The sequence below is a fragment of the Microcoleus sp. N9_A1 genome (genome assembly GCF_036701795.1).
In the GTDB taxonomy this organism is placed as follows: Bacteria; Cyanobacteriota; Cyanobacteriia; order Cyanobacteriales; family Microcoleaceae; genus Microcoleus.
The window spans coordinates 36520-56611 of the sequence record NZ_JAUBRI010000016.1; the positions used below are offsets into that span (position 1 = coordinate 36520).

The 20092-nt window shown below is 47.4% G+C and carries 20 protein-coding genes and 1 pseudogene; 8 read left to right on the top strand and 13 right to left on the bottom strand.

Annotation, left to right across the window (positions count from 1 at the left end; translation table 11 throughout):
• Positions 1 to 19: 19 nt before the first annotated feature.
• Together QUA58_RS10145 and QUA58_RS10150 are read right to left on the bottom strand one after the other, a co-directional pair.
• On the bottom strand, positions 20 to 2497 hold the full coding sequence (locus QUA58_RS10145; RefSeq protein WP_333252941.1) for an ATP-dependent Clp protease ATP-binding subunit: 2478 nt from the start codon (positions 2495 to 2497) through the stop codon (positions 20 to 22).
• A 290-nt stretch (positions 2498 to 2787) separates the two neighbouring features.
• Positions 2788 to 2985, bottom strand: a complete 198-nt coding sequence (locus QUA58_RS10150; protein ID WP_333393903.1) for a hypothetical protein — start codon at positions 2983 to 2985, stop codon at positions 2788 to 2790.
• A 26-nt stretch (positions 2986 to 3011) separates the two neighbouring features.
• Here QUA58_RS10150 and QUA58_RS10155 point away from each other — a divergent pair, with 26 nt between their 5' ends.
• A complete protein-coding gene (locus QUA58_RS10155; RefSeq protein ID WP_333393904.1) occupies positions 3012 to 4637 on the top strand; it encodes a protein kinase domain-containing protein in 1626 nt (541 codons plus the stop codon).
• A gap of 161 nt (positions 4638 to 4798) precedes the next feature.
• On the opposite strand, the gene rimI is transcribed toward QUA58_RS10155, so the two are convergent.
• Positions 4799 to 5455, bottom strand: a complete 657-nt coding sequence (rimI, locus tag QUA58_RS10160) for a ribosomal protein S18-alanine N-acetyltransferase (protein WP_333393905.1) — start codon at positions 5453 to 5455, stop codon at positions 4799 to 4801.
• A 164-nt stretch (positions 5456 to 5619) separates the two neighbouring features.
• Between rimI and lysA the strand changes: the two genes are divergently transcribed.
• The 3 genes from lysA to QUA58_RS10175 all read left to right on the top strand — a co-directional run bounded on the left by lysA (position 5620) and on the right by QUA58_RS10175 (position 8936).
• Complete coding sequence (gene lysA / locus QUA58_RS10165; protein WP_333393906.1) at positions 5620 to 7038, top strand: diaminopimelate decarboxylase; 1419 nt, start codon at positions 5620 to 5622, stop codon at positions 7036 to 7038.
• 237 nt (positions 7039 to 7275) lie between these two features.
• Positions 7276 to 8169, top strand: a complete 894-nt coding sequence (gene cdaA, locus QUA58_RS10170) for a diadenylate cyclase CdaA (protein WP_333252925.1) — start codon at positions 7276 to 7278, stop codon at positions 8167 to 8169.
• A gap of 20 nt (positions 8170 to 8189) precedes the next feature.
• Positions 8190 to 8936, top strand: coding sequence for an isoprenyl transferase (locus QUA58_RS10175; RefSeq protein ID WP_333252924.1), 747 nt, complete (start codon positions 8190 to 8192; stop codon positions 8934 to 8936).
• 112 nt (positions 8937 to 9048) lie between these two features.
• Here the strand turns inward: QUA58_RS10175 and QUA58_RS10180 are convergent, their stop codons facing one another.
• From QUA58_RS10180 to QUA58_RS10195, 4 genes are all read right to left on the bottom strand, one after another.
• Positions 9049 to 9321 carry a DUF3143 domain-containing protein gene (locus tag QUA58_RS10180; protein WP_333252923.1) on the bottom strand — a complete coding sequence of 91 codons (273 nt, stop codon included), beginning with the start codon at positions 9319 to 9321 and terminating at the stop codon, positions 9049 to 9051.
• A gap of 90 nt (positions 9322 to 9411) precedes the next feature.
• Positions 9412 to 9891, bottom strand: a complete 480-nt coding sequence (locus QUA58_RS10185; protein WP_333252921.1) for a J domain-containing protein — start codon at positions 9889 to 9891, stop codon at positions 9412 to 9414.
• Positions 9892 to 10042: 151 nt separating this feature from the next.
• Positions 10043 to 11629 (bottom strand): chloride channel protein, encoded by a 1587-nt coding sequence (locus QUA58_RS10190; RefSeq protein WP_333393908.1) that lies wholly within the window; start codon positions 11627 to 11629, stop codon positions 10043 to 10045.
• Between the two features lie 467 nt (positions 11630 to 12096).
• On the bottom strand, positions 12097 to 13533 hold the full coding sequence (locus QUA58_RS10195; protein WP_333393909.1) for a hypothetical protein: 1437 nt from the start codon (positions 13531 to 13533) through the stop codon (positions 12097 to 12099).
• 86 nt (positions 13534 to 13619) lie between these two features.
• Here QUA58_RS10195 and QUA58_RS10200 point away from each other — a divergent pair, with 86 nt between their 5' ends.
• From QUA58_RS10200 to QUA58_RS10210, 3 genes and pseudogenes are all read left to right on the top strand, one after another.
• Positions 13620 to 13760, top strand: a complete 141-nt coding sequence (locus tag QUA58_RS10200) for a hypothetical protein (protein ID WP_333393911.1) — start codon at positions 13620 to 13622, stop codon at positions 13758 to 13760.
• 21 nt (positions 13761 to 13781) lie between these two features.
• Positions 13782 to 14081: pseudogene (locus QUA58_RS10205) on the top strand (pentapeptide repeat-containing protein); the annotation flags it as partial.
• A 15-nt stretch (positions 14082 to 14096) separates the two neighbouring features.
• Positions 14097 to 14222 carry a pentapeptide repeat-containing protein gene (locus tag QUA58_RS10210; RefSeq protein ID WP_333393968.1) on the top strand — a complete coding sequence of 42 codons (126 nt, stop codon included), beginning with the start codon at positions 14097 to 14099 and terminating at the stop codon, positions 14220 to 14222.
• A gap of 168 nt (positions 14223 to 14390) precedes the next feature.
• Here the strand turns inward: QUA58_RS10210 and QUA58_RS10215 are convergent, their stop codons facing one another.
• The 4 genes from QUA58_RS10215 to QUA58_RS10230 form a co-directional block, all read right to left on the bottom strand.
• On the bottom strand, positions 14391 to 14741 hold the full coding sequence (locus QUA58_RS10215; RefSeq protein ID WP_333393913.1) for a DUF5615 family PIN-like protein: 351 nt from the start codon (positions 14739 to 14741) through the stop codon (positions 14391 to 14393).
• Positions 14725 to 15090, bottom strand: a complete 366-nt coding sequence (locus tag QUA58_RS10220) for a DUF433 domain-containing protein (protein ID WP_333393914.1) — start codon at positions 15088 to 15090, stop codon at positions 14725 to 14727. The genes QUA58_RS10215 and QUA58_RS10220 overlap by 17 nt, the downstream gene beginning before the upstream one ends.
• 196 nt (positions 15091 to 15286) lie before the next feature.
• A complete protein-coding gene (locus QUA58_RS10225; protein WP_333393915.1) occupies positions 15287 to 15823 on the bottom strand; it encodes a hypothetical protein in 537 nt (178 codons plus the stop codon).
• Between the two features lie 262 nt (positions 15824 to 16085).
• Positions 16086 to 16460 carry a hypothetical protein gene (locus QUA58_RS10230; protein ID WP_333393916.1) on the bottom strand — a complete coding sequence of 125 codons (375 nt, stop codon included), beginning with the start codon at positions 16458 to 16460 and terminating at the stop codon, positions 16086 to 16088.
• A gap of 449 nt (positions 16461 to 16909) precedes the next feature.
• Here QUA58_RS10230 and QUA58_RS10235 point away from each other — a divergent pair, with 449 nt between their 5' ends.
• A complete protein-coding gene (locus QUA58_RS10235) occupies positions 16910 to 18205 on the top strand; it encodes an NB-ARC domain-containing protein (protein WP_333393917.1) in 1296 nt (431 codons plus the stop codon).
• A 5-nt stretch (positions 18206 to 18210) separates the two neighbouring features.
• Here the strand turns inward: QUA58_RS10235 and QUA58_RS10240 are convergent, their stop codons facing one another.
• Together QUA58_RS10240 and QUA58_RS10245 are read right to left on the bottom strand one after the other, a co-directional pair.
• Positions 18211 to 18729 carry an isoprenylcysteine carboxylmethyltransferase family protein gene (locus tag QUA58_RS10240; protein ID WP_333252902.1) on the bottom strand — a complete coding sequence of 173 codons (519 nt, stop codon included), beginning with the start codon at positions 18727 to 18729 and terminating at the stop codon, positions 18211 to 18213.
• Positions 18730 to 19017: 288 nt separating this feature from the next.
• Positions 19018 to 19962 carry an aldo/keto reductase gene (locus QUA58_RS10245; protein ID WP_333252900.1) on the bottom strand — a complete coding sequence of 315 codons (945 nt, stop codon included), beginning with the start codon at positions 19960 to 19962 and terminating at the stop codon, positions 19018 to 19020.
• Between the last annotated feature and the right edge of the window lie 130 nt (positions 19963 to 20092).

Genomic DNA, 20092 nt, shown 5'->3' on the forward strand with positions numbered 1-20092 from the left:
GATCGCACGCCACTCAACCTTACTCAGCACCTTGGGGCAGCAATTCCCGCTTTTGACCTTGCAGCACCTTAACAATTCCGGCTTCATCCACATCCACAACAGCGGTATCGCCATCTTTGATGCGGCCAGAAAGGATTTCCTCAGCCAAACTGTCTTCCAACAACCGCATGATAGCGCGGCGCAGGGGTCGAGCTCCGTAGCTGGGGTTGTAGCCTTCTTCTACCAGCCTTTCTTTGAATTTCTCGGTCACTTCCATCGTGATTCCCTGTTCTGTCAAGCGGCCGAACACTTCTTTGAGCATGATGACGGCAATTTCCTTGACTTCTTCCTTGTTCAACTGACGGAAGACGATAATTTCGTCAAGTCGGTTGAGGAATTCTGGGCGGAAGTAGTTCTTGAGTTCTTCGTTAACCAAAGAGCGAATGCGGTTGTAAGTAGCATCGGCTTGGTTGTCGCTGAACTCGAAGCCGAGGCCACCGCCACCTTTTTCAATCACCTTAGAACCGATGTTGGAAGTCATAATCAGCAGCGTATTTTTGAAATCTACGGTGCGACCTTTGGCATCTGTTAAGCGGCCGTCTTCCAATATTTGCAAAAGCATATTGAAGACATCGGGGTGGGCTTTTTCGATTTCGTCGAACAATACGACGGTGTAAGGACGGCGGCGGACTGCTTCTGTGAGTTGTCCGCCTTCGTTGTAACCGACGTACCCTGGCGGCGAACCGATAAGTTTGGAGACGGTATGACGTTCCATGTATTCGGACATATCCAGCCGAATCATCGCGTCTTCGGAACCGAAGAAGTAACCGGCTAGGGCTTTGGTCAATTCGGTTTTGCCGACGCCTGTGGGCCCGGAGAAGATGAAACTGGCGATCGGGCGATTGGGATTTTTCAACCCAACGCGAGCGCGACGAATGGCGCGGGAAACGGCTTTCACTGCTTCTTCTTGGCCGATCAAACGCTGGTGCAAGGTATCTTCCATGTGCAGCAGTTTTTCGGACTCAGATTCAGTTAGTTTGTTGACCGGCACGCCCGTCCAGCTTGCCACGATTTGAGCGATGTCTTCTTCGGTAACTACTGGCGATGGGTCGGTGTCGCCACGGGCCGCCGAGTCGGTTTTTTTGGCTTGGGAAATAGCGCGAATTTCGGCTTTGATGGTCATTTCTCGATCGCGCAATTCGCCCGCTTTGTCAAAGTCTTGAGAACGCACCGCTTCGTCTTTATCTTTCAGGACTTTGCGGAGTTCCTTATCAAGTTCTTTGGCTGCGGGGGGAAGTTGAGAGTTGATCAGGCGGACTCTCGAACCTGCTTCGTCTACCAAGTCAATTGCTTTGTCTGGTAGGAAGCGATCGGAGATGTATCGGTGAGAGAGTTTGGCTGCGGCTTCCAGGGCCGTGTCCAAGATTTTCAGCTTGTGGTGCTGTTCGTAGCGTTCCCGCAGACCGAAGAGAATCTCGATCGTCTCGTCTACAGTCGGTTCGCCGACCATGACGGGCTGGAAGCGCCGTTCTAGGGCTGCGTCGCGCTCGATGTGCTTGCGGTACTCGTCGAGGGTAGTAGCGCCGATACACTGGAGCTCGCCTCTGGCCAAAGCCGGCTTGAGGATGTTCGCTGCGTCGATCGCACCTTCAGCCGCACCTGCACCGATCAAAGTGTGCACTTCGTCAATCACCAAAATCACGTTACCCGCCGTGCGGATTTCGTCCATGATTTTTTTCAGGCGCTCTTCAAATTCGCCCCGGTATTTCGTACCAGCGACGAGGAGGCCGATATCGAGGGTGACGACGCGCTTGTCTTCGAGGATGTCTGGGATGTCGTTGTTAGCGATGCGCTGGGCCAGACCTTCGGCGATCGCAGTTTTACCGACTCCGGGTTCGCCGATCAGTACCGGGTTATTTTTGGTACGGCGACCGAGGATTTGAATTACCCGTTCGATTTCTTTTTGCCGACCGACTACGGGGTCAAGCTTACCATCGACCGCCATTTGAGTCAGGTTGGCTCCAAATTCGTCGAGGGTTGGGGTTTTGGTGCGAGCGCCGCCGCCAGTGGCTGCGACTTCTGCGGTTTCTCCCAGCATCCGAATCACTTGGGTGCGGACTTTAGACAAGTCTACTCCCAGATTTTCCAGGACTCTGGCCGCCACTCCTTCACCTTCGCGAATCAGGCCCAGCAGCAGGTGTTCGGTGCCTATATAGTTGTGTCCGAGTTGGCGGGCTTCTTCGAGGGACAGTTCTAGAACCCGCTTGGCGCGAGGGGTGAACGGAATTTCGACTGCTACGAAGCCCGAACCGCGCCCGATGATTTTTTCGACCTCAATCCGAGCATCTTTGAGGTTAACCCCCATTGATTTGAGGACTTTCGCCGCCACTCCGGTTCCTTCTCCGATCAGACCCAGGAGGATCTGTTCTGTCCCTACGAAGTTGTGACCCAGGCGGCGAGCTTCTTCCTGGGCCAACATGATTACTTTTATTGCTTTTTCTGTGAAGCGTTCAAACATGGTTTATTCCCACCTGCTATGTGCCCGTTTTGAGGTCACGCTCGCACGACGAGCGTTTTTGTTCGAGTTTTAACTCGTGATGCTAATTCTAGCGCGACACTCCCACCGCTCTGCCGCACTCGGCTGCGGTTGCAGATTCCAGGCTCATGTTGCAGGGTGGCTTTCAACTGGGAAGACCCAAATGGTGGCTGACCTACAACCTCCCCTAGACTGCAAGAAGATTGCTCTTCTCGGTCTGTGCCCAACCTACGACTGCGTATTGATGGATTCTAGCACAATCTTTTGGGCTATCATGTAGCTGCAAAAGTGGTAGTTACCGAAGAGTACGGCTGTTTTTTAATAAAAGTTATTGGTTCGATGGGCGCGATCGAGACCTTCTCTTCAGTGACTTCTACATTTTTTCGGTAGGCTGTTTCGTAGCCGAGTTTTTCGTAGAAAGCGATCGCTCCTTCGTTGAACTCCCAAACACCCAGCTCAATTTGAGTCAAGCCTTTGCCCAGAAGCCACTAAACTTATGAGCAACCATCCAGACTTTACCAGCCACGGGTATCAAATTATCCGAGAATTAGGACGCAACCGGGAAGCAGGGCGCATTATCTACCTGGCAACTGACCTTAACAAGGAGAGACAGGTAGTAACTAAAGAATTCCGTTTTGCTATAGCGGGTGCTGACTGGTCGGGTTATAAAGCTTATCAACGGGAAATTGAACTGCTGCAACAATTAAATCATCCCCGGATTCCCCGCTATCTGAATTCGTTTGAAACTTCATCGGGCTTTTGTCTGGTGCAGGAATATAAAAATGCGCCATCTTTAGCGGAACGACGCAGCTTTACTCCTGAAGAAATTCAGCAAATTTCTGTGTCGGTATTAGAAATTTTGGTTTACTTGCAAAAGCGGACTCCTCCGGTTATTCATCGAGATATTAAACCAGAGAATATTTTGGTGGACAAGCAATTAAATGCCTATCTAATTGATTTTGGTTTTGCCCGTATTCGGGGTGGGGAAATGGCGCTTAGCAGCGTCGCAGCGGGAACGGTGGGTTTTATGCCGCCAGAAGAACAGTTTGGTCGTTCTTTGACGGAAGCGTCAGATTTATATAGTTTAGGGGCAACGCTGATTTGTTTATTGACTGGTAGTCGTTCTGTTGATGTTGGCAAGTTAATTGATGACAACTATCGGTTTGAGTTCAAGAAATTAGTTCCCAAACTGAAGCCGCGCTTTGTTGAGTGGCTGACCAAAATGGTGGAACCAAATCTGAAAAATCGCTATGCCGATGCGGCTGTTGCTTTGGCAGCACTGAGGCCGATTGATGTTGTCGGTAATGCCACTTGGTTAGAAACTCTAGGTCGTGCCATGAAACCCATGATAGCTGTTCGTGTAGTAGGGTTAGCTACCCTTGGTGTTTTCGCTGTCATTGGCACGAATTTGATCGGTTTCAGCAGTCAAAAAGCTGAAATAATTGCCAGTCCTAAACAGGTTACTGAGGATACCAAACTGACGGGTATTAATCAGGTAAAATCTTCTCTAGTGGCCTACTGGAATTTCGACTTATGTCAAGGTGTGGGGAAACCGCTGCTTCCCGATGAATTAGATAATTTAGTACAGGGAACGAGCATTCGGGGCGTTACCTGTGCAAACGGACGTTTTGGATATTCAGGATACTTTGATGGTGTTGATGACTTGATTGAAATTCCCTCTCAATCTAGGTTCAACTTTACAAATCAGATGACCGTTGTAGCTTGGGTCAAACCTTTACGAATTTCTGGATTACAAACTATTGTAAACAAGTGGTATGCAAAGGACTCGTATATGCTGTTGATTGAAGATGGGAAGTTCGTTTTTACAGTAGCGTTTCCTGGTGGAACGTGGGGAACTCCAGTCAAGGTTTCAGCAGCAGCTACCACAGGTGTTTGGACTCATGTCGTCGGTGTTTTTAACGGTCAAAATCTTTTGATTTACATCAACGGTCAACTGGCAAACTCAGTAGCAACTAGCGGTACGCTTCAAGCTTCAGAACGTCCGATTACAATTGGAAATCATCCTTCCGGGAATGCCTTTCAAGGCTTTATTGATGAAGTTAGGCTTTACGATTCTGCGCTCAACAATAAACAAATATCGGAATTGTCATATCCTCAATAGCCAGAAATCGTGAGCAGCGTTTCCCTGGGAGAAAGCGGCGGTTCACTTTGCTGTGTTGGATACTTTAGATGAAACATCAAAACCCTCTCTTTTGCTCACATACAAACATGATACTTTCCAATTTAACTTTCAAATGCGGTTGCGACGCCATCATTTTACATTCAAAGCTCAAAACTATCGATCGCCAAATGCCAGTTTTTCTGATGCAGCCGATCGCAAATTTGCACTTTTTCAACCCCCAAATACTTCTGAAATTCGGGTTTTTCAATGCCGCTGCGCCACATAATTACAGCATCTTCTCCTGTATCTGCGTAGTATCGCTTGCGCCGTCCTGCCTCTTTAAAGCCAAATTTTTTGTACAGAGACAGTGCGATCGAATTAGATGCTCGCACTTCTAAAGTTGCCCGTTCTAATTGTCTGCGGTTTGCCGATGTTAGCAAAACCCAAAGCAGAGCTTGTCCCAAACCCTGACCTTGAAAGCGCGGATCGATCGCCAAAATTGTAATATGAGCTTCTTCTAAAATTGCCCACAGACAACCCAAACCGATGAGCGTTTGGGTTGTCTGTAGGGGCGGTGCCCCGGTGCCCGCCCGGTTTTGAGGGGAGAAAATATCAAAAGGATCGAGTTCGCTGTCCAATTTTTCTGAGGCGCAGTCTGCTGTTTCCGATGCCCACAAACCCAATAAATCGCTGTTAGGACTGTCTAACTCGCGTCTGTAGCCTTCGATCGTCCAAAGTCCGCCAAAACAGAGGCGATCGAGCTCGACCGCACTGTTGAGGTGTTCGGCGGCGATCTGTTTAATTTCTAGAAAACGCACGGCAGTAAATTGTACACTAGAAAATAAAGTAGCGATTAGTTTTTTTTTGCTATTGTCGAGTAATTGCTAATCAGTCTCAAAACATTAGTCTACAGCAGCGACTGTTCGCTGCCGGCTAAGGACTTCTGAAAAATAAATAATCACCAAGGATAGTTATTGCGCCGATGGTATCAACTCAATCTCTCAGGGTGGAATCTGGACTTCAGTACCTGTCAGAGTCTCAAGAGGCTCTCTCAAGTCTATCGCCCAATCAAGAACTTTTACCGCTGACAGCCCGCGTTAACAGCCGAGACCGGCTGGAAATCGGAGGCTGCGAAGTGACAGCTTTGGTGGAGCAATTTGGCTCGCCACTGTACATTTTAGACGAAGAAACGCTGCGGGCGGCTTGCACCCAGTACCGGGATGCTTTTGCACGTTACTATCCGGGCGAAACTCAAGTGCTCTATGCTTCTAAAGCTTGGAGTTGTTTGGCGGTTTGCGCGATCGCAGCTTCCGAAGGTTTAGGAATAGATGTAGTATCTGCAGGGGAAATCTACACTGCACTGCAAGCTGGCGTTAGCCCTGACAAAATCTATTTCCACGGTAACAACAAATCCCGCGAGGAATTACAGCTAGCTGTCGAAAGCGGCTGCATTACCGTAGCCGACAATTGGCAGGATTTAGAAACTCTTTCTGAGTTGGGGAAATTGGGTGTCACCAGTAAAACAGGCGGGCCGACACGAGTTATGGTGCGGTTTACTCCTGGAATTGAGTGTCACACCCACGAGTACATTCAGACTGGTCAAATCGACAGTAAATTTGGCTTCGATCCCAATTCGCTCGATCGAGTATTTAAGTTCATCAGCGAACAGCCGTCCTTATATTGTGTGGGAGTGCACGCTCACATCGGCTCTCAGATTTTTGAACTGCAACCCCACGACGACTTAGCCGAGGTCATAATTCAGGCCTTGACAAAAGCACAAAGTTATGGTTTGCCTGCGACAGAAATTAATATTGGCGGCGGGTTGGGCATTCGCTATACTGAGACGGACGATCCTCCTAGCATTGACGATTGGGCTCGGACAATTTGCACCGCAGTGGTAGCAGCTTGCGAGCTGCAGCAATTGCCATTACCGAAATTGCTTTGCGAACCGGGGCGATCGCTCGTCGGTACAGCCTGCGTCACTGCTTATACCGTTGGCTCTCAAAAAGTCATTCCGGGAATGCGGACGTATTTAGCTGTGGATGGGGGGATGTCGGACAATCCGCGTCCTATTACCTATCAATCAGTGTATCGAATCCTCGCAGCCGGCAAAATGCGCGATCCCTTAACGGAAACAGTGACAATTGCTGGAAAACACTGCGAGTCAGGCGATGTTCTGATTAAAGATGCTAAATTGCCAGAGTGTCACGCCGGAGATATTCTCGCCGTTACGGCGACAGGAGCATACAATTACAGTATGTCTTCTAACTACAACCGAGTACCCCGACCGGCAGCGGTTTTAGTGAAAAATGGGGAAGTTAACACGATTTTACAGCGGGAAACTTACCAGGATTTGCTGAGGCTCGATCGCCTTCCTGAACGACTCGGAGTTCAAAAGTAAAAACTTAGAAGTTAAAAGTTAAAAGTTAAAAGTTAAAAGAAAGACAATCCATGTTTACTTAGTGATGATTGCCTTTTCACTTTTAACTTTTGCCTTGTTCAGTCACACGATTGGATTGACACTCCCCTGTCTAAAAACACGGGGATTTTCAGCATATTCCTTATAACAACTGTTCATGGTTCACGGGTTCGAGTGCATCACGGTTCGCGGTTCACAGGCGGTAGCGTTCGATGAACCATGAACAATCAACAATCTGGCTTTGACTTGGCCCTGGTTCAGTCCTTATTGATTCAAGGGATCGATATTGGACTGGTTTTTGCCCTTGCGTATTTGGTGCTCGTCATTGTTGGCGAGCGCAGAACGCTGTGGATGGTACGGGGATTTATCATTTTGATGCTGGCGGCGGCGGTGAGCAACTGGGCTGGATTGAGGCTGTTGCACGTTGCCCTCAACAGCTTGGTGACTGGTTCGGCTGTGGCAATGGCGGTAATATTGCAATCGGAGTTTCGCCGATTTCTGGAACAATTGGGTCGGGGGGAATTTCGGCAATTGTTTGGACGCGATCGCCGACCAAATCCCGAACCGGACAGCGTAATAGATGAAATTGTGGACGCAGTAAAAGAACTTTCGCAAAACCGCACGGGCGCTTTACTAATTATAGAAACAGATTCTCCGATCGACGATCGAGATTTTTCGGTGCCGGGACTCAAGCTAAATGCTGAAGTTTCTAAAGAATTGTTGCAGACAATCTTTCAGCCGCAAACTTTGCTGCACGACGGAGCTGTTTTGATTCGAGGTTCGCGGATCGTGTCGGCGGGGGTAATTTTGCCTTTGTCCGATCGCACTGCGTCGCGGCAGTTGGGAACCCGCCACCGGGCTGCGATGGGGATTACGGAACGGGTGCAAGCTTGCGTGTGCGTGGTGGTGTCGGAGGAAACGGGTTCTATTTCTCTGGCGCAGATGGGAATTTTAAATCGACCTTTGACTAGCAACAAACTTAAGGAATTGCTGGAAGCAAAGCTGTTTCCGTCCGAGGGAGAAAGAGCTGTGGCTCCAATTCCGATCGGCAATTTCGGACGGCAGATAGGATTGAAGGGAGTGACGCTATTAAAGCGGATACTGCGCCGTTAGTCGGGTAATCGGGAGAAACCATGAGTCAAGGAATTTGCTTGGAAAAGTTGCCTGCGGATCTACAACTAGAACTACTGCCTAAGCACATCGCAGTGATTATGGACGGGAACGGGCGCTGGGCTAAGAATAAGGGGTTGCCGCGGATTGCGGGCCACCGCCGAGGAGCTAGCGCTCTCAAGGAATTGCTGCGCTGCTGCAAAGATTGGGGGATTCCAGCTTTAACGGCCTATGCTTTTTCGACGGAGAATTGGGGGCGGCCGGCCGGGGAGGTGGATTTTTTGATGAGTTTGTTTGAGGGGAAGCTGCGGCAAGAATTGCGGGAGATGGTGGACGAGGATGTGCAAATTCAATTTATGGGGAATTTGCAGGCTTTGCCGAAGTCTTTGCAGGCGGAAATCGAGCGTTCTGTGACGGCAACTCAGCACAATCGTGGGATTCTGTTTCGGGTGGCGACGAATTACGGCGGCCGCCAGGAGATTGTACAGGCTTGTCGGGCGATCGCCACTCAGGTGAAAGAGGGCAAGTTGCAGCCGGAGGAGATTGATGAGGTTTTATTTAAACGCTATTTGTATACTGCTGATGTTTGTGACCCGGATTTGCTGATCCGGACGAGTGGGGAAATGCGGTTGAGCAATTTTTTACTATGGCAAATGGCTTATGCGGAAATTTACATTACTGAGACGCTGTGGCCGGATTTTGATCGATCAGAGTTTCACCGCGCTTTGTCTACTTATCAGCAACGTAACCGCCGATTTGGCAAAGTCTAACGATTTGGGATTTTAGATTTGGGATTTTAGATGAATTTTTCAGTTGCCAAGTAGGTAGATTCTGAAATGTATTTCTCAATCTAAAATCTAAAATCGCCAATCTAAAATCAAATTAGGGGCCGGAGAAAACGGCAGCTTCAATGTCCTGACGTGAGAGCGAGTATTTGAATGCTCGCTGAATGTCTTGGCCGTCGGCTCCAGCATCGATGTAGCGGATGGTGAGTTGGTCAAGATCGAGGGAGAGTTCTGCTTTCCATGTAAGTTGCTCGATCTGCCAGCAGTGGAGTTCTCGCCGATCTTGCTGGCAGCCGCGGCTTTTTAGCCACTGCTCGATTTCCGGGAGTGGATGGTTGTACAAAGGAGTGTCAGCGGAAGGAAGAGTCATGGGATTTTAGATTTGAGATTTTAGATTTGAGATTGGGGATTTTCGATTGAGGATTTCCGACTTTAGATTGGAGATTTGGGGTTTGAGGCTTTAATTGCCGCGAATTAAGCCGATCGTGATCGCCAGTACCAAACATCCGATTAAGGTAGCTCCCATGATCAACAGGGCGAACATTTCTCCTGGAGAAAGAGGTCGATCCGTGGGATCTAGGTAAGCGGAGTTGGAAGTTTTTTTGCCGGAGCCGGAAACCGGAGTCTCGAAGCCTGGGGGCGGCCCAATCACGTTCAGGCGAGAATAGCCTATTTTGAGGTCGTAGGCGAGGCGACGTTCTGGGTTGCTGAGGGTGGCGTAGGCATTGTTGAGTTGCTGAAATTTGGCGGTGGCGACGGAGGGCGGCAGCTCGGTGGTATCGGGATGGTAGAGTTTGCTCAGTTCCCGGTACGATCGCCGAATTTCGATTACTGAGGCTGAAGGATGCAGCCCTAACAAGCTGTAATGAGTGGAACCCAAGGGGGTTTTTCCGGGTATTTTTTGACTTTTGTTTTTTGCAGTTGCCTCGTTTCCTGCCACCGAAGCCCCTCTCTGCCTATTGTTAATAATATTTGGTTATTTTAGCTGAAATCTGAAGGAACAGGAATTAACCACAGAGGGCGCAGAGAACGCAGAGGGAAGAATTCTCAATTCTCCCGTTCTTCGTCTGTTTCTGCTGTCACGCTGTTTTTTATTCTTTATTGGGGTTGACTTTTTCGGAAGAATGTGAATTAGCGAGGGCTAGCACTGGGGCGTCGGTGGGTTCTGGTCGATCAATACTGTGTTCGCCGTCAATGGGGAGCGGGCAAGAAATCAACTCTGTGACGATCCGATCGCCCAGAGCATCTTCCCAATCCTGCAACTGCTCTCTGGCTGCGATCGGGGAATTGACAGCGACATCTACGCCCATTTGGTGCAGGTTAAGGCTGTGAGTGGTCGATCGGCGGTTGACAAACTCCACCAGCCAAACGCTCAATCCGACTGCAGCCATCAAAGGCAACACAATCCTGTAATCGCGGGTTAATTCAAACATCAACAAAATGGCTGTCAGCGGTGCTTTGGCGCTGCCGGCGAGGATGGCGGCCATTCCCACCATTGCGTAGGCAGCAGGGCCTGCAACTTGATCGCTCAATGCCGGGATCATTTCCAAAAAGATGCCGTAAGCCGAACCCAGACAAGCTCCCAAAAACATCGCCGGAGCGAATATCCCCCCCACCAAACCGCTACCGAGGCTGATTGCTGTCACCGCCAGTTTGACCAATAGCAGCAACAACAGCAAAGGCAAGGAAAATTTCACATCTTGCAGCATGGCCTCAACTGTTTCGTAGCCTACGCCCAAAACTTGAGGAAACTGCAAAGCGACTAAACCGACAATCGCGCCGCCGAGGATCGGATGAAACGGGCGGGGCAGTCGTCCGAGCCAACCAAATCCTCGGATTTTTCCTTGAAAACAGCGATCGGTCAATTGAATTGCTTCTGTATAAGCTAGGGACACACAGCTCGCCAAAAGTCCCAATCCCATGTACAGAGGCAGTTCTAGCGGGCTACGGACATCGTAGACAGGCAAAGCAAAGGCCGGCTGAGCTCCCAAACAAATTTGAGCGATCAGCGCCGAAACTACGGCAGAGAGCAAGACAACGCTGACTGAGGAAGTGGCGAAGGTGCTGCCGAGCACGACTTCTAGGGCAAAAAACACTCCGGCGATGGGAGAGTTAAACCCGGCGGATAAACCTGCTGCAGCTCCCGCGCCGAGGAGCAAGCGCTGCCGTTCTGGGGAGAGCTGCAAGACTTGAGCCAGCAGCATTCCGAAGTTGGCGCCGATTTCGACGCTGGGGGCTTCCGGGCCGAGGGATGCGCCGGTGCCGAGGGATACTGAGGCGGCCACCATTTTGGTGATGGGTTTGAGGGGGGAGAGTTCTTGCAGGCCGCGGGTGGCTGCAATTAACGATGACATATTCGGGCCAAAATCCCGAAACCGCCAGCGCATCAGCCCGATGATGACTCCGCCCAGGGTGGGAATGCAGGCTAGCGTCCAAGGGCCTTTCGAGGCGATCGCGCCCATGAAGTCTTCCAGCATCAGGCTGTGGATGAAGTGGATCAGGTAGTGAAAGGTGACGACGCCTGCGCCCGTAACTCCCCCTATGACTAGGGAGAGGATGAGCAGGAGGGTTTCCGGGCTAAGGTGCAGACGGTTGAACAGCGGGCTGAGGCGGGAGGCTTCGGGAGTTTCTGCGGTTGGATCAGGTGGCGGCAGATCCACAGGAGGGGTGGCTGTCATTGAACGGTTAATTCTTCTTTGAGAAGTTAGATAAATATTACAGTTTATTTCTTATTCTCATTTTGAGTGATTTTAGGGGAATTGACAAGCTATGCGATTTTAGATTTTGGATTTTAGATTGAAGAATTGAAGAATTGGGAATGAATGATGAATCGGGTGTTTGAGAGCGCGAGCATATAGTTATGTTTTTTGGGGGAATGATGTTAATTAAGATGTATTTTATGGCTGATTGTTTGGAACAGATGAGGGGCTTAAATGACAAATTAAGAAACTCAGTAGATTCGATATTATTATATGCTCACTATATTGAAAAATTGAAGACTTTTATATTTATTCCACGATACGGTTTTTGAATTCACACGGAAAACCGCAGATATTAGCGGATTAACGGGGATTAACGCAGATGCAATTCCAGATATTTTGGATTTTTGCAAGATGTTTTTTGCATTAGAATCTAAAATCTAAAATCACTTGATTGGTTGTTGTGCGGCCGGGATTCTGGGTCTGGGTTTGGCGATCGACATTAGCGGATCGCCGATGGTGGCGACTTTCCAAGGAGGCGATTCTAGCTGGCGGGCTGCCATTAAAAAGGGTGCGCCTCGTTTTAGGCGATCGACCATTATTTTAGGTGGGATAAATGCAGATAAAAGAGGTTCGTTGACGCTACCAACATATGCGTAAGCGCCATTTTGCAACCACCTGCCGGCAACGGTATTTGCATCATCTGGAGCGGATGCTGACCAACTGTGAATCATGTGGATTGCTGCGGGAAATTGCAGTTTTGGTATGTCGTCAACTACAGCATCGCCGTTACCGACTTGAAATGATTTTGGATAGCCTTTAGAATTCATCAATATTAAGTCAAATGTCCACGGTTTTGATGCTAAATTACGCCACTTTTGCAGGCTAGCTTCTGGTTGCTGCACTAATTCGACATTCAAGCCTATGCTTTTTAGTTCGCTAGCTGCTGACTCCATTTCGTATTTTCCCCAATTTCCTTCTTTTGGGTAGCTGTCATAAAGCATGGCTGTTTGGCTGTCGAGAAATATGGCACACATGGCTTGATAGATCGATCGCACTTCTGATCCGTAAATCCAGCCGGCGGCGGCCCACCGTTCGCCGTTGGGATGCCTTCCCAAACCGTCGGTAACAGCCCATTGTTCGTCTTTGTTTTTGGGGGATTGATATTTTACTGCTAGTTGTCGTACAATGGTGATTGTGTCGATCGCGTCTCCGAGTTGAGAGTAAAAATATCCGGTGGATTCGACGGCTTTGGTAACTGCTGTTTGCAGATTTTTCCACTGTGCATCATTGAGGTTATCGTTGGGTTTTCTGAAGTTACCTTCGAGAAATACTAAGGGTTGGCCGCGGGCTGCTGCTAAGGCAACTGCTGCTGTACGTGCGGGGTCGTTTTCTGATGTGATTACTACTCCTGGGGGTTCCCAGCCCAGCTCAGTCCATTTTGCTTTTAAGGTTTTAGTATCCGTGGCATTCCAGGCTGCTGCTGCGCTGTTGAGCATTAATTGTTGGAGTTTTTGACCTTTTGGGAGTTGCTGTTTGATGCTCGGCAAACGGATGATTTCTTCGGGTTGGAAGCGCTGCAAAAACATCGGCGTGTATTTTTTGTCTTCGATGAGAATGGGCCAGTTTCCTTTGAGATTCCATTTTTGGATTGCTGCTAAGAATGTGGCTTCGTCGGGGACTAAAACTATGCGGTTGACTGTTGGGATGTTGTCGCGGAGGATGTTGACTCGGAGGCCTGTTTGTACGGGCCAGGGTTCTTGTTTGGCTGATGGGGGGAGTTGAAAGGGTTTTTTGAAAAGGCGATCGCACCCGACACCGATTATTGCTAAGCTTGCAATAAGTGCGATCGTCAGGAATTTAAGTTTTAATTTTTTTTTCATAAGGGAAGAGAAGATCGGGATAAAACTCGATCGCCAACACTAGAAATTATGCGTATATTTTTATACAAGTAGCAGATTTTCGAGCTATGACACAAAGAAAGATTGTAAGTGCGATCGGGATGGCGACTTTTTGTGCGATCGGCTTAGTAACTACAGGTTTAATAATTTTCGCAGCCAACGGTTCCTCAGTCAAGCATCAAGTCCGACAATTGCTTGTTACCAGATAATGTCGAGGCTGCAATCTCTCTGGGGCTAATTTGAGTGCAGTTTTTCTCGAAGGCGTCAATTTAGAAAATGCCAACCTGAATAATGCCAATTTGTGGAGTGCGAATTTGGTCAATGCTAACTTGAAACAGGCCAACTTGGCTGGTGTTTACCTGATCAGCAGCAATTTGGTAGGGGCAAATTTGGAGGAAAGTAATTTAGAAAATGCTTTTTTAGAGGATGCTTATTTGGGAGGGAGTAACTTAAAAAATGCTAATTTAGCAGGTGCTTTTATGAAAGGTGTTTTTCTCGTTAATGCTGACTTGGCGGGGGCGAATTTGGAGGGTGCTAATCTGTGGATGGCTAATCTGGAAGGTGCTAATTTGCAGGGTGCTAATTTGAGGAATGCTTTGCTGTTGGAGACAAATTTGACGGGGGCGAATTTAAAGGGCGCGGTGATGCCTGATGGTACGCGGCAGGAATGAAAATCATTAGTCATCAGTCATTGGTTAGGGGAGAGGGCGATCGCACTTGCAGCCTTCATTTCCCGTTATTTGGTGAGGAGATGAACAAGTGACTAGGTGCGATCGACATTCTAATAGCTAGCAGCTTGACCTACCGCACCAACGCAGTGTTAAGTTTTGGCGTAGGAATTAAGGAAAGGGAATAAAAAGAATCTGGCCTTCATATTCGTCGGGCTGACTGCAACAAACGAATAAATACAAGTCATCAATGACCAGCCCGATCGAAGCCGTTGCAATAACTTCAACAACTCCGGGCATGGGCAACCTGTTTTGAATTCGCTCGTAGGCGTAGCCGGTAATTGTCGCCACATCATGGGTAAGTAAAATACGCCCCTCATTGGCTGCCCATTCTAAGATAGTAGGATCGTCTGCATGGATTAAACCTACATCTTGAATGCGAACAACATCTAAGTCTGGTAAGCGTCTGATTAAGCCTCGCAATATCGAACCGTTGAAGTTCTCATCAGTTAATAGACGCATTGGCTATGAATTCTCCTTGATTCCGATCGCGATCGCTCAAGCGCTGCCTGAGATTAGCCAAGTTATACTGCTGCACAAATTGACTGTGCTGTTGTTGAGCTTTCTGGCGACGTTGATCTAAGTAGTTATCTATTTTCTGACGATGGCTGAGATAGTAAGCGATCGCTGCGTATATTTCCTCTAAATGGAGAACAGAATACTGAACCGCAATTTCTTCAGGTGTAGAACCATGATGGTATGCTGCTAACAAGCTATCGAGGGTAACGCGGCTGTCACCAATGCGGATGCCACCAGCTTCATCCCAACGAAATGGCGGGGCAGCAACCTTAAATTCGATTTGAGTGCTCATAAGTCTATTATCAGAATAGTTGTGTCGATCGATCGTTACCTGTCTGCATTATAACCAAAACCTGATCGCCCTGTCGGTGAGAAAAAGTGACCGGCTTTTGTCAAGCTTTGTAAGTTGGTAAATTTTGGAGCTAGGGGAAAGGGCGATCTCACTTGCAACCAAATTGTTAGCCTGTGCGAAATGATGCAACTACTTACTATCTAATACGAGGGTTCTGAATCATGAATAGGGTATTGCCCTGCCAGTTAGGATTATAATCAGAGATCGACCCAGCATTATTGACAACACCAGAGGAACCGGGTTTATTTTCAAAGCAAACTCCCCAGTCATCTCCAATTATCACATTGTTACCAAGGAAGTTATTCTGTTTTGGTGGCACGGTATAGCGGTTAAAAATTTGTCCATTGCTTGGGTGGTAGAGAACAACAGTCACTGGTGTACTCCACTCATTAAAGAAAGCCACATTGCCAGTACCACCGCGAAAAGCTTCTTTTGAATACGTTCCCGGACATTGCCTGTTTACAGGCCTTGTATCAACTTGCGTTGGAATTTTGCTTGGAGCTGTACCACCGTTTGATGGACGACCTAATGGACGCCCCGGACAAGTTGGATCGAGTCTTCCTAAGCCACTGTTACAACCAGCATAAGCGCTCTCAAGGGTCAATGAAAACCCTGTAGCGTATAAAGTAGCTGTTACCATAAAGGTAGTTAAAAGTTGAAATCTTTTTGCCATATTTCTAAACCTCACAGTAATTCATGATTGGGTGTTAGTCATTTTTTTCTCTATCTTTTCAATCAAAACTCAAACCATATCGCCCTGCCGGTGAGAAAAAGTGACAGGCTTTTGTAAAGGTTTGTAAGTTGGTAAATTGTTGAGCTAGGGGAAAGAGCGATCGCAGTTGAACCTCATCTACGATCGCCCAATTTTATTTGAATAGTCTTTGCTTCCACACAACCAGAAATTGACAACACCAAAAGGAGAAATGTAGAAGAGCTTACTCAAAAATGCGTCTACAAGCGAGTCTCGCAGCAGGAATTCCCGCACCTGCTCCAATAGCTGCCCCAATAATTGCCCCTACTCCTGCTGCTGAAGAACCCATCGCAGCTCCTGCCGCTACCAGTCCTGAAGCAACAACTGTAACGCAATCATCAATGTCTGATTGCGAATCTGACTGTGCAGCAGGATGGTCTGATTTCCATTGCTGAGCGAGAGGCATTGCCATTGGTTCCAACAAAGCTTCTGTATCACCAACAAGTAATGTTGGATCTACTGCCCTCAGTGCATCACTTACGGCACTATTTGGATTAGTAGGATCTACCTCAGATAAAGCATCACTCACAGAATCAACTGTTTCACTGAACCAACTCATGATTAAATACTCCTTCAATAAATACGACTATGAAAACTCACACGTTATTTGATGATTGCAGCCACCAGCGGTACAACATTCTTCCTAGTCGGCTTATGCTGCATATCTGCGGTTTAAATCCGAACAGTCTTAACAGATTTTTTTCTGCCTTAATTCAAAGAATAAATCACTCCGATCGCCCTGCCGGTGAGAAAAAGTAACTCTCTTTTGTAAACTTACGTAAATTCCCCGATCGATTTGAGATTTCACCTTATCCCAAATCCGGTTTAAATATCCCCCTTATTTCTCAGTCCGCGAAGGCGGACTTCGTTCGTATAGACGCGGTTTCAACCGCCGAATATAAAATGGACTACCTTGCGGTTAATTCAATAAATTTGTTTTCTATCCTGAAAAAGAACCCCCACTCAGAATAATCGGTAAATCTACTGAATAAATCAATATGACAAACTATGAAAGGACAAGAGGCGATCGCCCTAATCGACATTTTGTTACAATCCGCCAATAAAAAGCAAAAACTCAATGACGTTCAATCCCTCGTCTTTCTGGAAACTTGGGAAGGACATTCTTATCAAGAAATAGCCGATCGCTTACTTTACGAACACGATTATATTAAACAAGTCGGTTCGCATTTGTGGCGAACTATCTCTCAAATCATCGGTGAAAAAGTCTCAAAGCAAAATCTTCAAGCAGTCTTGCGCCGCTACCAGCATGGCAGCGCACCAAATAACTGCATCCAAGATTGGGGAGAAGCGATCGATGTTTCGCAATTTTACAACCGCCAACAGGAACTCGAAACATTAGAAACTTGGATTAGTGGCAATTCTACCCGTGCGATCGGTATTTTTGGCATTGGCGGTATCGGCAAAACTTCTCTGTCTGTCAAACTCGCTCAGCAAATTCAATCTCAATTTCAATTTGTGATTTGGCGCAGCTTGCAGCAAGCACCGCGATTAGATGTTATCCTCAGCAATATTTTACCGATTTTAACTAATTCATCAGCGACAACAAATAACTCTGTTTCTGCTCTCATGGAACAGTTGCGACAAAAACGCTGTTTGTTAATTCTCGACAATTTGGAGTCGATTTTGCAAGGGGGAAATCGCAGCGGACAATACCAACAAGGCTATGAAGATTATGGACTGTTAATTGCGCGCATTGCTGACGAATCGCACCAAAGTTGTTTGATTTTAACCGGAAGAGAACAACCGGGCGGGTTCGCTGTGCGATCGGGCGAAAATTTGCCGGTGCGATCGCTCAAACTCTGCGGCCTTTCACCGCCTGTATGCCAGCAAATCCTCGCCGATAAAGGATTAAAGGCAACGCTACTACAAAGTAGAGATATTGTCAACTACTTTGGCGGCAATCCCCTGGCGATCAAAATTGCAGCCACGACTATTCAAACACTTTTTGGCGGTGATATTCAGAGATTTTTATTGCAAGGAAATACTGTTTTTAGCGATTTGTGGGATTTGCTCGATCGCCAGTTCGATCGCCTGTCCCCCCTGCAACAACAAATCATGTACTGGTTGGCCATGAATCAAGAAGCAGCGACTCCTGCGAAGCTAAAAGCTGAAATTTTGCCCAAAGTTTCTGGACGCGACCTGATGGAAGCATTGGAGGCGCTGGCGGGGCGATCGCTCATCGAAGATCGGCGATCGCTCAACGATCACGCACCAACAACTTTAATGCTACAGCCTGTGATCGTCGAGTATATCATAGAACGCTTGATTCAAACCGCAATCTAAAACTTTTAATAAATTCCGGGAATGAGTTTTTTGACTCGCTGGCGATATTCTGAATAGTCGGGATATTTTTCACTCAACCAGGTTTCTTCGCGATTGGCTTTGATATCAAAAAATATCAGTAAAATTGCAGTAGCTATTAAGTGCGATATGCTCATTTGAAAAATTGTCCAACCGAAAGCTGCTAAAATTAAGCCGCTGTATAATGGATGCCGCACTATGCTGTAAATTCCTGTTTGGATTAATTCTCCGTTTTCTATGGGATAGGGTAAAGGTGTGAGGTTTTTTCCTAAGTCTATCAATCCTTTGACGATTAAAATTAATGCACCAAAACCGAGCATAGCTGCCAGAAACCAGGTAAGATAAATTAATTGAGTTGATTGAATTTTGAATCCCGGCAGTTGATAAACTGGTAAGATGGCAAATCCTGCTAGTAATGCTCCTTGCAGCAATACTAAATATTCGCCGCGGCTGTTGTTGCGCCAGCCTTCGCGCGTGAAACCCCAGTCAGTTAATAGTTGTTTCATAGTTATAGGAAAGTTCGGCAACGGATTTTTTAACGGATTTAACGGATGTCACGGATAGAGGGAAGTTCGGCAACGGATTTTTTAACGGATTTAACGGATGTCACGGATAGAGGGAAGTTCGGCAACGGATTTTTTAGCGGATTTAACGGATGTCACGGATAGAAAGGTTAGAAGAGTCCTGGACGCATTAAGAGCAAATCCACCGGGTTTTTTACGGAATTCGCAGGGTAAAATCTGTGTATTTTCGTGAAAAAACCCGGTTTTTGACTGGTTGTGAATAAGTTTTATTTATTCTAGCCAGGGACGTGTCATTAGTTCTAGTTGGTTGACTTCATCTTGGCTTAAAGTCCAGCCTAGTGCGCCTGCGTTTTCTTCGGCTTGTTTGGCGGTTTTGGCGCCGGGAATTGGGATGACTCCGTTTTGAGATATTAACCAGTTTAGGGCAACTTGGGCGGGCGTGCGATCGCGCTTTCTCCCCATTTTCCGCAAGGTGGACATGACTAATTCGATTTTCTCAATCCCGGCTTTGCTGAAGCGGGAGTCCATTTTACGGGCTCCTGTCGGTTGTTCTTGGGCGCTGTATTTCCCGGTGAGCAATCCTTGGGCTAAGGGGCTGTATGCTAAAATTGTGACTCCCAATTCGCGGGCTGCACTGACAATTTTTTGTTTTTCTACTTGTCGCGACAGCAATGAGTAACGGACTTGATTTGTTGCTAGGGGAACTCCTCTGGCTGCTAATATTTTGTGGGCTTCGCGCATCTGTTCTTCTGAATAGTTGCTGACTCCTACTGCTTGAATTCTGCCTTGTTTTACTTCGTCTGCTAAGACATTCATCAAGGTTTCTTGACTGAGTAAAAAACTGAATGGCCAGTGTACTTGATAGAGGGCTATTTGTTCTACTTGCAAGCGTTTTAAGCTGGCACTCAAGGCTTCGGAAACTGATTTTCCGGTAATTCGCCAAGGTACGGGGCCGAATTTTGTGGCTATTTGTACGGGTTGGCTGGTTTTTTTGATAAATTGTCCCAGCAATTCTTCTGACAAGCCGTTACCGTAGACTTCGGCTGTATCGAAAAAGTTGACTCCGGCATCTAGGGATGTTTTGAATGCTGCTTCTACTTCGGCGGCGCCGTAGTTGCTGCCGTAGTTCCAAAATAGTTTGTCGCCCCACGCCCAAGTTCCGACGCACAGGGGAATGACGGCTGGGCCTTTTTGTCCTAGGGTAATGGTTGTCACGGTTCGTAAATCCACAATTCTTTATTTTCTATTATTTTCATAGGAATAATCGCTTTTGAGCTTCTAGCTGGAGGAGGAAAGGTGGCTGGTGGCGATATATCATACCATTTTAGATTTTAGATTTTAAATT

Coding starts and splice junctions, on each gene's coding strand:
- cdaA (WP_333252925.1), top strand. CDS start 7,276: ATGAACAATCAACAATCTGGCTTTGACTTGGCCCTGGTTCAGTCCTTA.
- lysA (WP_333393906.1), top strand. CDS start 5,620: ATGGTATCAACTCAATCTCTCAGGGTGGAATCTGGACTTCAGTACCTG.
- QUA58_RS10210 (WP_333393968.1), top strand. CDS start 14,097: ATGGCTAATCTGGAAGGTGCTAATTTGCAGGGTGCTAATTTGAGGAAT.
- QUA58_RS10195 (WP_333393909.1), bottom strand. CDS start 13,533: ATGAAAAAAAAATTAAAACTTAAATTCCTGACGATCGCACTTATTGCA.
- QUA58_RS10235 (WP_333393917.1), top strand. CDS start 16,910: ATGAAAGGACAAGAGGCGATCGCCCTAATCGACATTTTGTTACAATCC.
- QUA58_RS10225 (WP_333393915.1), bottom strand. CDS start 15,823: ATGGCAAAAAGATTTCAACTTTTAACTACCTTTATGGTAACAGCTACT.
- QUA58_RS10215 (WP_333393913.1), bottom strand. CDS start 14,741: ATGCGTCTATTAACTGATGAGAACTTCAACGGTTCGATATTGCGAGGC.
- QUA58_RS10200 (WP_333393911.1), top strand. CDS start 13,620: ATGACACAAAGAAAGATTGTAAGTGCGATCGGGATGGCGACTTTTTGT.
- QUA58_RS10240 (WP_333252902.1), bottom strand. CDS start 18,729: ATGAAACAACTATTAACTGACTGGGGTTTCACGCGCGAAGGCTGGCGC.
- QUA58_RS10220 (WP_333393914.1), bottom strand. CDS start 15,090: ATGAGCACTCAAATCGAATTTAAGGTTGCTGCCCCGCCATTTCGTTGG.
- QUA58_RS10155 (WP_333393904.1), top strand. CDS start 3,012: ATGAGCAACCATCCAGACTTTACCAGCCACGGGTATCAAATTATCCGA.
- QUA58_RS10175 (WP_333252924.1), top strand. CDS start 8,190: ATGAGTCAAGGAATTTGCTTGGAAAAGTTGCCTGCGGATCTACAACTA.
- QUA58_RS10180 (WP_333252923.1), bottom strand. CDS start 9,321: ATGACTCTTCCTTCCGCTGACACTCCTTTGTACAACCATCCACTCCCG.
- QUA58_RS10190 (WP_333393908.1), bottom strand. CDS start 11,629: ATGACAGCCACCCCTCCTGTGGATCTGCCGCCACCTGATCCAACCGCA.
- QUA58_RS10145 (WP_333252941.1), bottom strand. CDS start 2,497: ATGTTTGAACGCTTCACAGAAAAAGCAATAAAAGTAATCATGTTGGCC.
- QUA58_RS10230 (WP_333393916.1), bottom strand. CDS start 16,460: ATGAGTTGGTTCAGTGAAACAGTTGATTCTGTGAGTGATGCTTTATCT.